Origin of the sequence: Levilactobacillus yonginensis (assembly GCF_003946265.1) — a bacterium.
In the GTDB taxonomy this organism is placed as follows: domain Bacteria; phylum Bacillota; class Bacilli; order Lactobacillales; family Lactobacillaceae; genus Levilactobacillus; species Levilactobacillus yonginensis.
This window is the reverse complement of the sequence record NZ_RHNO01000010.1, coordinates 78,138-93,726: the sequence shown is the minus strand read 5'-3', so window position 1 is coordinate 93,726 and position 15,589 is coordinate 78,138. Positions and strand designations below refer to the sequence as shown.

Genomic DNA, 15,589 nt, shown 5'->3' with positions numbered 1-15,589 from the left:
CAAACATCATTTTACAGAAATTTGGCCATGGGCCATTCTTTATTTAATTAGTGTTGCACTTAAAGTGTAAATTCAAGCGCTTAACCACGTCCATTCAATCATCACCAAATGACAGACAAAAACGACAGATACCTACTTCCTAAATTACTGGAAGGCAATCATTTGTTTTTAAACTAAATTCGACTACGCGTATCCCTGATAAATACTGTTATATCGGCGTTTACCACATAATTTATTTATGGGAATCATTCCCAATAAATCTAATGCTTAGTGTTTGGGTGATAAAGACGCTTTCTATCACCCAACGAATCCGGAAGTAGGGCTATTCGTTATAAATCCTAAATACTACTAACTTCGACAACGCTAAGCAATCTCAAAACGAAGCTGGTAATCGTGTAGCCGACATCTCATCTAATGTCTACATTGTTTACTTAAAACCTGGACAAAGTAAGCATATTATCATGTGGGTTGGCACTTACAATAATATTAAGTTGAGCGATACTCAATTAAACTCATACACAATTTCCAGTGATAATCCTGCAATTGCTACGGCTCCTACAAGTATAAGTAACGAAAATTTTGACATAACAGCTTCAGGTGTCGGGGATACTAGTATAACTGTACGCAGCGTTAATAATCCTAACTTGAGCGAACGGATTGACGTCCACGTCGAGTAAAAAAAGTTCTTTCTGAATTGATTATTCGGAAAGAACTTCTTTAATTATTTTAATAAGCGTCTGCTAGAATTTTACTTTAATTACTATTTTTCGATTGCTTCCAATGAGTTTTAAAATGTGATTCAGCATTATTATCTTTGAATATTTGGTGAAATGCGTCCACTAGTTCCTGAGCATTTTCTGTAAATGCCTCTGCCGATAAACTATCAATTGCAGAATGCGAATTTACATTAAACAGTTTGAGATATTTTTTATTTCCTCGATAGAAGTTTTCTTGATCAACCCCTGTAAACTCTATGTATGTTTCAATTATACGTCTCATTGAATTTAACATCGAATTAGTTAATCCATTCTCAGATAAATCATACAATTCAGACCAAAGAGCGTCATAATTTGTCTTAAAATCCTGTTTTTGATTTTCAATTTTAAAGAAGTTTCCTCTTCTAATATGATAAAAGTTATTTTTATCATATTTTGTTTTTTGGTTCTTATCCTCAAATGCACCGTGAGGCTGTACATTAAGATAAAAATGAATATTATGAGTCATAATAACAATGTAATCTTTCGAGTAGTCATATCTCTTAGGTGTTTTCCCCTGATATAACCTCTGCAACTCCGTAATTATTAGGTATTGCATATCAGCATCATTTGAGTTCATAGGATCATCGAATATAATCACTTTTGGAATTCCGTTCCGAATTTCTTCTGTATCCTCTAATCTCTCTAAGAAGTATAACAACGCAATAATATTTTTCTCACCTGTAGAAAGTTCTTTCACTCCTCGGTGAACAATACTTCCGTCTTCATCTTTCTGAGATACCCAATAATAGCCTGATTCATTGCCTTCTTCATAATAATCAAGTTGCCAAGGAACAGCCCCACGAAGCTTTCGATTGATATGCTCAATTGCTTGTTTTTCCGCACTAGGCTTCAAATCGTTAATTTCATTTTCTAACTTATCTATTGCATTTTTAACAACTTGTTTATCTTGATTCTTTTTGTTGATTTCATTTTGGATCTCATCTCGCCGTTCTTCTTTACTCTTTAATTCAGCGGCTTTCACTTCATACTGAAAACTCTCAAGAGCTTCATTGATAGCATTTTTTCGGAGCTTGAGTTTTGCCTTTTCTTTTTCTCTATCTAAATCATCGCCAAATAAATTATTTTGTTCAACTAATTTATTATATTCAGAAGTATCAATATCCTCGGGAATTGCAATAGAAATCAGACTTTGTTTACTGAACAAATTTTTTTCTTTATCATCAAGGTTATTTTTCAATAGCATACAGAAACGTATAAATTTTTCTTTTTGTTCAGAAATTTGACGTACTAGTTCAACAGCTTTACGCTGAAATTTTGGATAAAAATTCGAGTTTTCAACTCTCACGCTTTCAGCAGCAGTAATCAATTCGCTAACCTTTCCCTTTCCTGAATTGATTCTCGCTTTTAGATTTTCCACCTCATCAGCACTAAAATATCGCTCTAGTTCGTCAAATGTATCTTTTGAAATTGGATTACCACAAAATACACAGACTTCTCCTTCATTGTGCTCATGAATCTCCAATCCTTTTGCAGCAAAATTAATTCTATCTTGATTATCATTAAAGCGTTGAATTCGAGTCTTTTCTTCAACCTCGCTCTCTAGAATGGAATTCGTACTATTAAGATATCCCGAAAGGTTTACTTTGTTCCACGTAATTGGCTTAGCAATTTTTTCATTAGTCTTAGCTGTATCCTTAGCCTGTTCAAATGCATTACTTTCTAATCGAATCGCTGATTTCATTTCTCTTTTAAAATTATTTTTGTTATACGACGTACTAGAAATTTGTGGGGAATTCATATTTTTAATTTGAGCAGCAGATGCCGTAAAAAAGTTTTCAATATCCTTACTTTTTTCATTTACATCTTTCTGTGCTTTTAATAAGTTTCCAGTTAGATTGGTCGCCATTTGATCACCAATACCAGGATTACCAATCTCTGACAAAATACGACTCAACTCTACTTTTTTAGCATCTAAAGAACCTTGCTTTTCTTCGATTAATTTCTCATTTTCACTTGCATTTACTGATAAAGCAAAAGCGTTAAGGTTCTCATTTTCACCTAACATACTATCAAATCCATTGTAAATTCGAATATCATATTGACCTGAAAGCTGATTAGAAATGATTGAAGAAAAAGTAGATTTGCCTGAACCATTCCTTGCGAAAATAAAATTCCTATGTTTTAAATCCACTGCTGATTGTTTGAACACACTGATACCATCTGGGAAACAGTGTTGAGATAAATCAATCGTAATTTCACTCATTTCTAGAACCCCATCCCATATGTAAAATAATATACCATCACAAATGAAGGCAGAACCACTATCTCAATTATATTAACGAATATTCTGATTTCTCTCTTTTTTTATTATCCACTTCTGAGAATGCATGCGCAATAGACACATAATCTTCAGAAAATACATACAGTCATTTGATGTACATCTAATATAAAAGCCCCACTAGAATTCACATTCCAGTGAGGCTAATCGGTAGACTTGTGGTAGACAACTTCGTCTACATTGGTTGTTTTTGATTGAAATTCGTTCCACTAAATGCCGTTAAATTAGGAATCCTCCACTTAATTTATTTAGTTTCCTATTCCCATTCAATCTACGACGCCCCCTACCAACCCTACTATATCAACGTTTTAAGTACCTATATCGTTGTCTGGTAGGGATTTGGTAGGGAATAAGCCTTGCGTAGGATTCTTAACTGCCTGGTTTCCGACAAAGTTAATACTACTACTCTTGGCTGGCGTCAAATTAATACTACCGGTTAGCTGTTCGGCTACCTTCTCGTTACTTCCACGCCATAGGTGCGCGTAATACTTCAATGTGATATCAGGACTTGAGTGTCCTAAACGCTGTGAAATACTCAATACATCGATGTTGAACTCATTAATCAAGTAACTAACATGTGAATGTCTAAGCGCCTTTGCTTGAATCCGTGGTACTCCGGCCAAGTCAGCATACCTGCGAATGATATTTTGAACACTCAATCGAATTGTTGGTGTATCATCATACGATATGGCGAAATGTTTAACACCGCGCTTACGCAGAATCTTCTGCCACTCAGACAGAATTCTACACGTATCTCCGTCGATGGAAATAGTACGCATTCCACTTTCAGTCTTTGTATACGGTTTTAAGTCGTAGTCCATCTTATTCCTGATATCCAGTGTCCGATGGATTTTTAGTTTCCGCCCTTTCAGATCAACATCACCCCATTGGAGAGCAAGGCCTTCACCTACACGGCACCCGGTCATAAAGTACACCCACAGCATAACGAAGCAAAAGTGCTCATAGTAACTTGGCAAATAAATCTTAGATATAGTATGCCTATTTTAGCTAAGACACCGTAGCGCAAATTAGATAAACATTTTAACCCCAAAATAAATAATCAACAGACCTAAAAACGGGGTTAAGACGCGATTAACCTTGTTTAGATCAAGTCGTCGGATCACCAATGGTGTGATTACAGCCCCAATAATTGCCCCCAACATGAGTAGCCAACCCGCTTGCCAAGCAAAAGTGCTGGTAAATAGATGACCAACCAGACTAATTGCCGACATCATTGCGAGGACGTAGGTTGCCGTTCCAGCAGCTTCAACCGCGGTTAACCCCAAAATGGTGAGTCCGGCAGCGGTCGTGGCTCCACCGCTTAACCCGCCGATACCGACCATTAAACCACTAAGTAAGCCGAAACCACGGGCAATCCAAATTTGTTGAGCCGATTCACGTGACTTCTTTTGATGACGAATGGCCTTAAGCAACACCATACCACCCATGACAATAAAAATGGTGCCAACAATCCAGTTATAAAGCTTCTGTGGAATAAATTGGGCACTGATTGTTCCTACTAGAATGCCAGGAATCGCCGCTAGAATCATTTGGTTGCCGACATGGAAATTAACATTTTTGATGCGCATTTGTGTTAGAAAGCCGAAAAATAATGCGGGAAGGGCAACTAATAAGGACGTTGGCACCGCTACTGCGGTGGCTAAGCCTATCTGGCTGGTGAGGACGCCAAGGTACAAGGCTGCGCCACCGCCACCAATTAAACTGACAAAAATACCAATAATTAAACCATAGCTAAAAACAAGCACTTAGTTGGCCTTCTTTCAGGAATAAAAGTAAGTTAATTATAAGCGGAGCGTGCTCCGGTTGTCAAGCGAGTTCAGTTGGCGTAAACTAAAAGAAAAAATGTGAGGTAAATGTTAACATGCGTAAAGATGCAACACAAAATCAAGCCAAAATCTTGGCTACAGCAGCTAAGTTATTTCAACAACAGCCAGTTAGTACAGTGACTATGAAAGCCATTGCCACCGCGGCGCAGATTGGCACTGGGACACTTTATCGTAACTATCCCAATAAGAGCGAATTATGCCTAGCCTTATCGTTCGACTTCATTCAACAGTTCGTCACAACGAATCAACATTATCTAGGCCAAACAACAGCCAAACCGGTAGTCCAATTTCAGCAGGTGTTAACGCAATACTTGGCTTTTCGTGAGCGACGACTACAATTATTAACAGCGATTGAAAGTGGCCCGACAGTGATGGCTACTTACTATCAAAGTGCGTTGTACCAGCAATTGGTAGCTTTATTTAAGCAAGTATTAGCACCAGTCAGTGGTAACATTGAGGATGACGAATTAACCTTTCGAGCGGACATGGTCATTGCAATGCTCAAAAGTGATAGTTATGCTTATCAACGACAACAACGGGGATTATCACGGGAACAACTTGCCGCGGAGATTAGTCATTTAGTGATTAAGTCAACCGATTAAAAGCGTCTTTTTATTCAATTAGTGTTGCACTTCAATTGTAAATTCGTCACTAGATCTCATTACAGACGATGACACACTAAGTACAATTGAAAAACTTATTGACCTTTTAGCAGCCTCAAAAAATAGTTGTAATCCACCAAAAAACACGACCACCTTTAAAAGGTAATCGTGTTTTTTGGTGGAAATATTGGTGGGGAACCATCTAAACTCCCGCCATTTTTAGTCCTTTTACAACAACCAAAACGTTGTTAAATCAACATTGCGGTCTCAAGTTTTCTAGCTATATTATTCCCACTCAATAGTCGAAGGCGGCTTACTCGTAACATCGTACAGGATACGGTTAACGTGGTCCACTTCGTTGACGATGCGGACAGAGATCCCCTGTAAGACATCCCAAGGAATGTGCGCGAAGTCCGCCGTCATCCCATCGATTGACGTTACGGCCCGGATACCCACGGCATAGTCGTAGGTCCGGCCATCGCCCATTACCCCAACACTCTTGATGTTTGGTAGGACGGTGAAGTATTGCCAGATATCACGGTCGAGACCAGCCTTCTTGATTTCCTCACGGAGGATCAAGTCACTGTCCCGCACGATTTGGAGCTTTTCGGGGGTAATTTCACCCAATACCCGAATCCCTAAACCAGGACCAGGGAATGGTTGGCGCCACACGAGGTCGCTAGGCATCCCCAACTTCTCACCCAACTCACGGGCTTCATCCTTAAACAATGAACGCAGTGGTTCAATCAGCTGGAAGTGCATGTCTTCCGGCAACCCACCCACGTTATGGTGAGACTTAATGGTTTGCGCCGTGTCAGTCCCACTTTCAATCACGTCGGTATACAACGTTCCTTGTGCCAAGAAGTCGATACCATCTAACTTCTGAGCTTCGTCGTTAAAGACTTGGATGAATTCATTACCGATAATCTTACGTTTCTTTTCGGGCTCAGTTACACCAGCCAGCTTGCTTAAAAAGCGGTCCTGGGCATCGACTTGCACGATGTTTAAGCCGAATTTCCCTTTCAGACTAGCCATAACTTGTTCTGCTTCGCCCTTCCGCAACAGACCGTGATCAACGAAGATACTGGTCAACTGCGTGCCGATGGCCTTATGCAACAGCACACCAACTACGGAAGAATCAACCCCACCGGACAGGCCGAGCAAGACGCGCTTGTCGCCGACCATGTCACGAATGTGTTGAATCTGTAAGTCAATGAAATCATCCATTGACCAGTTAGCCTGCGCACCACAGACGTCAAAGGTAAAGTTCTTCAGGATATCGTTCCCGTATTCCGAGTTGCGCACCTCTGCGTGGAATTGAATCCCGTAGAAGTTGCGGTCAACGTCTTGCATCGCGGAAATTGGGCAGTTTTCACTGGTAGCGACCCGTTCAAAGCCATCCGGCACCTGGGTAACCAAGTCCCCATGACTCATCCAAACGGTCTGTTCCTTTGGCGTGTCCTTGAATAGTTTGGCATCATCACTCAGAACGGTGATGTCTGCTCGGCCGTATTCGCGGTTATCCGCGGATTCAACCTTCCCACCAGCCAGGTGGTGCGCCATGAGTTGCATCCCGTAACAGATTCCTAAGATGGGAATACCCAGGTTAAAAATCTCAGGATCAACCTTAAAGGCACTACTGTCGTAAACACTGTTTGGTCCCCCGGAGAATACGATTCCCTTAGGGCCCCAAGCCTTGATCTCAGCAGCACTCATCGTGTGTGCCTTCAGTTCGGAGTAAACGCCTAAGTCACGAATCCGGCGCGTAATCAACTGATTGTATTGACTTCCGAAGTCCAAGACGATGATTTTATCGAATTTGGACATATCAACGTTTGCCAAGCCATTCACCCTTTCTTCTTTTTCAACATTGCTTATATCATACAGATTTCTCAAACGCGGGTCAATCTAAATCCTGGGTAATTCCCGCAGGACTAGTTCACCCGATAACGTAAATGCAGATAATTTTGCCGGTCTAACCGTCGCCACATCGTTGCTACAAAGCCAAACTCCGCAGCCAATTTGGCATTAGAACTCCCTGGTCGAACGTCCATCCCCACGACCGATTGACCACTTAGTCGTGCCTGGTGTAACGCATCGCCCAGCAACCATTCATCAAACCATTTCTGCTGAAACGTCTTATCCTTCGAACGATTCCGAACCGTTAACAGATCCAGGTACCATTCATCCGGCAACGCCCGCGGTGTCACCACCAGTTGTTGTGGTGGCGTCTCCTGAAGCCGTGAAAATAGGGACGCCCACTGATTATCCAGCGTTGGTTCGACCGCCGCGGGGTAACCGTAAGCGACACCCACCGCGACCCCTTGATTCTGATAAACCCGCGCCTGGGGATAGCCGTAGCGAAAGTTTTCCTGGTGATAGCCCACGAATAACAACTGTGACAGCTGTTCCTTACTGAGCCGTCGCAACCGCCGCAGTTGCCGCCGTTCCAACTCATGCAAGACCAACATGGCCACTGCATCCGCGTCCACAATCGTGGCATCTCGTAACATCCTGGTCCCTCCTAGTATTTCCGCAACAGGAGCCGATCGATCCGGTGATGGAACGTCTTGTGAATAATCATGTCCGCCCGGTTTCGTGTCGGTAAAATGTATTCAGTCAGGTTCTTCAGGTCAATGTCACGCCAAACCTGTTTCCCCTTTTCCAAGGCCACGTCCCGGTCACCAATGGCGTACGGGTAATAGTAGTTGCTAGGATCTTGGAAGGACGTTTCCAGCAACAGTTTAAACCGTTCTAAGAACCAGTCTTCAATCAAGGCTGGGTCAGCATCCACATACACGGAAAAATCCGTAAAATCACTGACGTAAATCTGCTCATTGGTTGGCAGTTGCAGCGTGTTAATACCCTCAACAATCAGCACATCCGGGTGCATGATGTAGTCGTAGCGGTCCGGCACAATGTCATAAACCTTATGCGAATAGACCGGTGACTTAATCAGCTTTTTGCCCGCCTTGACGTCGTTTAAGAATTGAATCAGCGCCCCCATGTTATAGCTTTCCGGGAACCCTTTACGCGCCATGAGATTACGCTTCTTCAGCTCCTCATTGCTGTAAAGAAACCCATCGGTCGTGATCAATTGGATGCGTTGCCCAGTAAAGTAGTGATTCAAGAGAACCTCTAGCAGGCGGGCCGCCGTGGTCTTACCCACCGCCACACTGCCGGCGATCCCGATAATAAACGGTACCCGGTGGGGCTTCTGTTGAAGAAATTCCGCCTTGTCCCGTTGCAGTTTTTGATAGTGGTCAAACTGTAGGTGTAACAAGTGAATCAACGGAATATAAATATCCTGCACATCTTGCAGGGAAATGCGGTCGTTAAACGCCTTGATCTGCCGCAGACTCTCTTGGGTCAATGGCAACGTGGCATCGTCCGAAAACGCCCGCCACTGCGCTCGGGTAAATGCATTGTAATTAATCGGATCACTCATGAAGACACCTCAACTCTAGTCAGGAATAATTACCCACCATTATACCGCAAATTCTGCGGTTTTCGGGGAGAGATTTCACAAAGTACGCCGTGAATGGAAGCGTTCTCTTATTGGCGCGTTCCGGCGGCCAGGGGCGGGGCCTGCTGTGGGGACGCTTCAGCCAAAGTACTGGCTTCTCGCTCGATTTGAAGCCAGGCCCAGCCCACCTGTCTTCAAAGTCGCCCATGGCGTAAGCTAGCAACCCACTAGCTAATGCCATTTTCACAGCTGCCCCCACCCCTGGCCACCTCCACTGAGGTTGAGAGCTATTGCATCCAAGGCGGCAACTCTTGAATTTGCCAAACACCATCAGCAGGCTTCATACCTACCACAGTCTTTTACACGGAAACATGCCTCAAAACATCGGTTCAAGCAATCGACAGCAACCACACAAAAAGAGGCCCCGGACACAATATGTCCGAAACCTCTCATCAATTTAATCTGTTAAAACACCACGACTCTGAACACCCTACTGCTAACTTGATTGCCGCCCAGTCACCAATCTGTGATTGAACAGCCAATCGTAGCCGTAGGACGCCAGGGCGGGGGGCCGCAGTGAAAGTGGCGTTAGCTCGGCGGGTTACCGAGGTTAGGCCACGGGACGAGTTGACAGACTCGGTGATTTTCCGAGGCTGCCAACCGAGCCGGAGGACCGCTCCTCAGGCCGCAGGCGGTCCCCACAGCGGGCACCCGCCCTGGCGGCCGAAGACGGCCAATCCAGCCACTTTAGACCAGTTCAAACTCAGATTCAGGTACGTCGCTCAACAATGGTGACAATTCGTCGATTCCGATGACCGTCAACCGGTGCATCGCCCGCGAACAGATGGTGTACAGCAATTGCCGTTCATCCTCAGCCGCATACCGACTCTTTGACGCCTGCCAAACGATAACAGCATCGAATTCCAACCCTTTGGCCAGGAACGATGGCACCACGATGGTTCCGGGCGCCAATCGTTGGTTTTCAGATTGGATCAACGTTACCGCAACGCCAGCCGCTTTCAGCTTTTCGGTCAAGTCCCGACAATCTGCCAGGTCCTTACCGATGATGGCCGTCGTTTCTTGTTCATCATCGTTTTGTTTCAGCTGCGCAATGACCTGTTGAATCCCAGCCGTCTCATCAGCAGCGACCGTCATAGTTGGCAGTTCCCCTTCACGAGCGAACGCCGTAACGGCCTCCCCGTTCTTCAGAATGTGCTTGGTGAAGTCAGTCACCTGTTGGGTTGACCGGTACGACTGCGTCAACTGTACGACCCGTGTCTTGTCGGGGTCGAACATCGTGCTGAGTTCTTGTAAGAGTGTGCGACTGTTTTCTTTGGTAAAGATGGCCTGGTTCAGGTCCCCTAGCATCGTGAAGCGTGCCCGGGGGAAGCTAAACTTCAGGAACGCCAGTTGAAAGGCGTTGTAGTCCTGAATTTCATCCATGAAGACGTAACGCATGTCACGTTCGCCACCCTTACCAGTCATCTTATCGTAAAGGTACAGGTACGGCGTGGTATCCACCAGTTGCATCCGGTGGTCCTTCAACTTGTCGATGGATTCCTCCACGCTAGCATTCCAGTCCGCCACGGAGATTCCCGCCCGCTTCAAGTCCACGCGGTTCGGCATGTCGCGCAACATGTGCACGTACTGGTTGTTGATGCTCAGGAACCGTGCCCGGACGATCGCCTTTCGAATCGGATCGAAGGCCTTCATCACGACTTTCCGTGATAAGAATTGGGTTTCCTTTTCAGCTGACTCGAACTCCCGGGGGTCATCCCCATACAGTGAATCCAACTCTTCCTTACTCAGGTCCTGAATGGTATCTTCAACCCACTTGGTCTTCATTTCACTAGAAATCCGCCGGTTCAAGATCCGAATCAGGGCTTCCTTAGTGGCCTGGAGTCGGTTACCCAGGTGGTAGTTACGGTTAAAGCCGTAGTAGATCTCTTGAATCTTTTCCTTGGGAATAAAGACGTCGCCCTTGAACTTGATGTTGCGGAATACCATGTCCGCACCTTCCAAATGGTCAGCGTAATCGGTCACCGCGTCAAAGAAGCTCAAGCTCCCTTTCAGCTGGTTGATGGCCTTTTGCGCCGGTGTATTGGACTCGTCAAAGCGTTGCGCCAGCGTTTCTACGTCGATTTTTGGCAAGCGACGACCCGCGTACTGGTAGTACGTCATCTGGACCATGTTGTGCTCCCCGAGTTCAGGTAGCACTTGATCGATGTAGTCGTTGAACAACTGGTTCGGCGAGAACAACATGACCTGGCCAGCATTCAGATGGCCCCGGTAGCGGTACAGCAGGAACGCCACCCGTTGTAAAATGGCGGCCGTCTTCCCGGAACCCGCGGCCCCCTGCACAAACAACAGGTCGGACTTGGTGTCTCGAATAATTTGGTTTTGTTCCTTTTGAATAGTGGTTACAATACTCTTCATCTTCGTATCGGAATGTTCACTCAACGCAGACAACAGCATCTGGTCGGTCACCGTCTGATCCGTATCGTACAGGGTCACGATGGTGCCGTCTTCAATTTGAAATTGCCGTTTTAATTTGACGTCAACGGTTTGTTCCCCGTCGGGCGTCTGGTAGCTGACATTGCCCAATTCCCCATCATAATAAATGCTGGAGATGGGTGCCCGCCAATCGTAAATCAGAAAATGATCGGGGGTGTCAGAGAAGGACCCCAGGCCAATGTAAATGGTCTCGACCTTCGACTTAGGACCTTCCTGAAAGTCGATCCGGGCGAAGTAGGCCTTCTGCTCCAGGCGTTTTAACGTGCTCAGTTCAGTCGTGGCATGTTGCCAACTGTTCTGCCGTTCGGCCAACAGCTGTTGCTGTTGCCGAACAGAAAGCGCCGTCTCTAACAAGCCCTCGTAGCTATCCGTTTTAATCCGCAAGTCATTCACAAAGTTCTTCCGGATTCCGGCCTCGTCGGTCTCAGCAACGTCGATTCGTTGCTTGGCTTCCTTTTCGGCGGTTTGGATCTTCTGGACGACCTTATCTAAATGTTTCTGCTCTTGGGACTTGATTGAATCTGGCAAGCCAATCCCTCCTCGATTAACTAAACAACAAACGTTGAAACGGGATACGCCGCTTAAGCCGTGGTGAGCCCACGAATGTCCCCACTGGGTCAATCCCTAAGTGGTCACATCATTATTAGCCACAAATTGATTATCGGTTAAGCAAAAATTCACCCAGCCGACCGACCCGTGACACTGGCCCCACCGCACCCTTGCAGACGTTATCCATGATAATTCGACTTTCAATTTTACACTAATTCAGCCTATAAATAAAGCATTCCGCCCGGCGTGAATCCAGTTAGTTTTTCCCAGGTTTGCTATAATAAGGGAGAACTTTTTTCGGAGGTGAAACTATGGACCAAGTTTCCTTATTAATTATCTTAACCGCCGCGTTGGTCACGCCGCTAGTCATGGCGAAATTCAAGCTCACCGTACTACCGACCGCCGTCGTGGAAATCCTCGTGGGTATCCTGTTAGGACCCAGCATTTTAAACGTTGTCCACAGCAACAATACGTTAAGTCTCTTATCAAACACGGGGGTCATCTTTCTGATGTTTCTGAGTGGGATGGAAATTGATTTCAGCCTATTCGGCCGTCGTAAACGCCCGCAAACCCCACTGGCCGCCAAAGTTGCCGGGAGCGCCCCGCGCTATTCACCCGTTTTCTTAGCGGTCACCAGCTACGCGGTCATCATCGTTTGCGCCCTGCTACTGGGCTTCATTTGCCAGTGGACCGGTCTTTTCAAGGATCCCTGGTTGGCCGCCATCATCTTCATGACCATTTCGTTAGGTATCGTCATTGCCACGCTCAAGGAAAAGGAGCTCCTGAGTAAACCCTTTGGCCAAACCGTCCTCTTGATTGCGGCTCTGGGGGAAATCGTGCCCCTGTTTTCGTTGACCATCTACGCCTCGGTCTTCGGCAACAGCAGTAAATCCCTGTGGCTCCTCCTGTTAGTCTTCTTGGCCGCTGGGGTCCTGTTCCGTCGGTTCAAGCCCTTCTTTACCTTTTTCGAGTCCATCAACAAGTCCACCACCCAGCTTGACATCCGACTGGCCTTCTTCCTTATCTTTAGTATGGTCGTCATTGCCGAATCCGTGGGGGCTGAGGGAATTCTGGGCGCCTTCGTGGCTGGTATTGTGATGAAGCTGCTCCAGCCGCAGGAGGACACCCGTGTGCGCCTAGACGGGATTGGCTACGGCTTCTTCATTCCCATCTTCTTCATGATGAGCGGCGCCGAGCTGAATCTGCGGACGCTGCTGGCAGACCCAGCCACCCTGCTACTGATTCCAGCATTCTTTGCGGCTTACCTGTTAGCTAAGGTTGGGGTCTACTTTGTCCTTCGGTTGCGTTTCAAACGGAGCAACGCCTTCGCTGGCACGGCAATTACCGCCACCACGATCACCATGGTGCTGGCCGTCTTGCAAGTCGCCAAAACGATGAAGGTCGTCACGCCCCAACAGTCTGGCGCCTTCCTGCTGGCCGCCATTTTGACCTGTGTGCTGGGACCACTCCTGTTCAACACCGGCTACTCCGCCGAGGCCGAGGATCTCAAAAAATCAACGGTCCACTTCATTGGCACCAACCTCCTCACGGTTCCCGTGGCTCAACAGTTAGCCGATAGTTGGTACGACATCACCATGTACACCGACAAGGCCGCCAACTACAAGACTTATAACTCGGAAGTCAACGTAGAACTCTTAGACTCCCTGGAGGTCGCCGACGCCGAGCAAAAGGACGCCTTCGACGCTGATATCGTGGTGCTCGGCCACTTCAACGCCACTAAGAATTTTGAGTTGGCCAAGGCTGCTAAAGCTTATGGTGTCAATCGGGTCATTGCCCGCTTCGAAGACCGCAACATTCTGGATGAACGGGAAGATGAGCTGATTGACTTAGGCATCGAAGTCTACAACACGCCGAATGTCAATATCGCAATGCTCAGAAGCCTGATCGAAACGCCAACGACGCTACGCCTGCTGACCTCCTCGACCTCGGCCGTCTACGAAGTGGCCCTCCGCAACCGCCGCTACACGGATCAAGCCATCCACAGTCTGGACTTTGTCGGCGACGTTACCATCAGCCAGATTTTCCGGGGCGGTCACTTTGTTCGACCAACCGGCGCTACCACTTTGAAATTCAATGACCGCATAATCTTCACCAGTACGCCCGAAAAGGCTCGTGAAATTCGGCGCGAACTAGGCATCCTCAACTAGAACTGGTAAGATGTTAACCAGTGCGAGCTTGGCAGTTTTATTTGCCAGGCCCCGGGGTGACCAGCAATTGGCCACCCGCTTCAGCTTCAAGACACGCAAAGGAGAGATTGAGATGGCAACAGTTGACCTATATTTGGTGCGGCACGGCCAAACCTTTTTAAATAAATACCACCGGATTCAAGGGTGGTCCGACTCCCCGCTGACCGATAAGGGAATCGCAGACGCCAAGCGCGCCGGCGAGCGGTTAGCACACATTCCATTTGCAGCAGCTTACGCCAGTGACACAACGCGGGCGCAAAATACGGCTAAGAGCATTTTAGCTGCTAACAGTACACCAGTGGCTTTGACCACGGAACCCGCCTTTCGGGAAGAAAACTTTGGTTTCTTTGAAGGCCTCGACACCAGCTTCACCTGGCACACGCTGGGATCACCAGTTGGGTTAGATTCCTTCAACGCCATGATCGCCAAGCTGACCATTGAAAAGACTAAGGACATGTTCCGGGCACAAGACCCTTACGGTGACGCTGAAGATAACGCCACCTACTGGGCCCGCCTCCAGCCCGGTTTAGACCGTGCCGTGGCCAATGCTGCGGACGGTGACAAGGTGCTGATTGCGACACACAGTACGACCATCCGGAGTATCGTGTCCAAGTTTTCTGACAAGATCGACATCTCCGTTCCGGTCGACAACGGCAGTATCACCAAGCTGACGGTCACCGACGGCCAGTATCACGTTGATTTCTACAACAATACTGAGGGTAAACTTAAGTAGTTTATAACAATGGCCGCCTTCGGCCGCCAGGGCGGGCGCCCGCTGTGGGGACCGCCTCCGGCCGGAGAACCGGTCCTCCGGCTCGACTTGAAACCTCGGAAGACCACCGAGTTTCCAAGCTCGTCCCGTGGCGTAACCTCGGAGAACCACCGAGCTAACGCCACCGTCACTGCGGCCACCCGCCCTGACGGCCTGTGGCTACGTTAGTTCCTACAAACAACATTGGTTATGACCATCAACTTGTTGAACCAACAACTAACTACTCACTTGTTCACGAATCAGTTATTTTTAGAGAATACACACAAACAGCTACCCCTCACGAAACACTTGTGAGCGGGTAGCTTTTTTTTTAGTGTCTGTTAATGATTCCATCGTAATTGTCCACACGCACCAGCAGTGTGACCAATCCCTTTACGACGTTTAGCGAACCGTCACATAAGCACACGCAACCGGTTAGGACTGATTTGATAAGTAACCACCACGTTTAGTTCAGCGACAAGTGTAAGCCGCAGGTGGCCGAGATTGGGGGTGGCTGTGTCGACGGTGTTATCGAGCGTCTTAGGCGCGATTACAGCGTGGGACGAGCTGGGAGACGCGGTGGGTTGTCCGTGGCT

Annotated in this window: 10 protein-coding genes; 3 read left to right on the top strand and 7 right to left on the bottom strand. The window is 46.7% G+C overall.

The window, feature by feature from the left end; all coding sequences use genetic code 11:
- Positions 1-753: 753 nt before the first annotated feature.
- The 3 genes from EKM87_RS06880 to EKM87_RS06870 form a co-directional block, all read right to left on the bottom strand.
- On the bottom strand, positions 754-2,982 hold the full coding sequence (locus tag EKM87_RS06880) for an AAA family ATPase (protein ID WP_125683206.1): 2,229 nt from the start codon (positions 2,980-2,982) through the stop codon (positions 754-756).
- A gap of 383 nt (positions 2,983-3,365) precedes the next feature.
- Positions 3,366-4,001, bottom strand: coding sequence for a site-specific integrase (locus EKM87_RS06875; RefSeq protein ID WP_125683204.1), 636 nt, complete (start codon positions 3,999-4,001; stop codon positions 3,366-3,368).
- Positions 4,002-4,085: 84 nt separating this feature from the next.
- Complete coding sequence (locus tag EKM87_RS06870; RefSeq protein ID WP_125683203.1) at positions 4,086-4,823, bottom strand: sulfite exporter TauE/SafE family protein; 738 nt, start codon at positions 4,821-4,823, stop codon at positions 4,086-4,088.
- A 116-nt stretch (positions 4,824-4,939) separates the two neighbouring features.
- Between EKM87_RS06870 and EKM87_RS06865 the strand changes: the two genes are divergently transcribed.
- The gene (locus tag EKM87_RS06865) at positions 4,940-5,506 is read left to right on the top strand and encodes a TetR/AcrR family transcriptional regulator (protein WP_125683201.1); all 567 of its coding nucleotides are present in this window, start codon (positions 4,940-4,942) and stop codon (positions 5,504-5,506) included.
- 285 nt (positions 5,507-5,791) lie between these two features.
- Here the strand turns inward: EKM87_RS06865 and guaA are convergent, their stop codons facing one another.
- The 4 genes from guaA to helD form a co-directional block, all read right to left on the bottom strand.
- Positions 5,792-7,333: a glutamine-hydrolyzing GMP synthase gene (gene guaA, locus EKM87_RS06860; RefSeq protein WP_191988567.1), complete on the bottom strand. Its 1,542-nt coding sequence runs from the start codon at positions 7,331-7,333 to the stop codon at positions 5,792-5,794.
- Between the two features lie 107 nt (positions 7,334-7,440).
- Entirely contained in the window at positions 7,441-8,019 is a 579-nt protein-coding gene (locus EKM87_RS06855) for a hypothetical protein (protein ID WP_125683197.1), read from the bottom strand.
- Positions 8,020-8,030: 11 nt separating this feature from the next.
- Positions 8,031-8,954, bottom strand: coding sequence for a type I pantothenate kinase (gene coaA, locus EKM87_RS06850; protein ID WP_125683195.1), 924 nt, complete (start codon positions 8,952-8,954; stop codon positions 8,031-8,033).
- Between the two features lie 765 nt (positions 8,955-9,719).
- Positions 9,720-12,014 carry an RNA polymerase recycling motor HelD gene (gene helD, locus EKM87_RS06845; RefSeq protein WP_125683193.1) on the bottom strand — a complete coding sequence of 765 codons (2,295 nt, stop codon included), beginning with the start codon at positions 12,012-12,014 and terminating at the stop codon, positions 9,720-9,722.
- Positions 12,015-12,346: 332 nt separating this feature from the next.
- Here helD and EKM87_RS06840 point away from each other — a divergent pair, with 332 nt between their 5' ends.
- Positions 12,347-14,203: a cation:proton antiporter family protein gene (locus EKM87_RS06840; protein WP_125683191.1), complete on the top strand. Its 1,857-nt coding sequence runs from the start codon at positions 12,347-12,349 to the stop codon at positions 14,201-14,203.
- A gap of 112 nt (positions 14,204-14,315) precedes the next feature.
- Positions 14,316-14,975 carry a histidine phosphatase family protein gene (locus EKM87_RS06835; protein WP_125683189.1) on the top strand — a complete coding sequence of 220 codons (660 nt, stop codon included), beginning with the start codon at positions 14,316-14,318 and terminating at the stop codon, positions 14,973-14,975.
- The last annotated feature ends 614 nt before the right edge of the window (positions 14,976-15,589 follow it).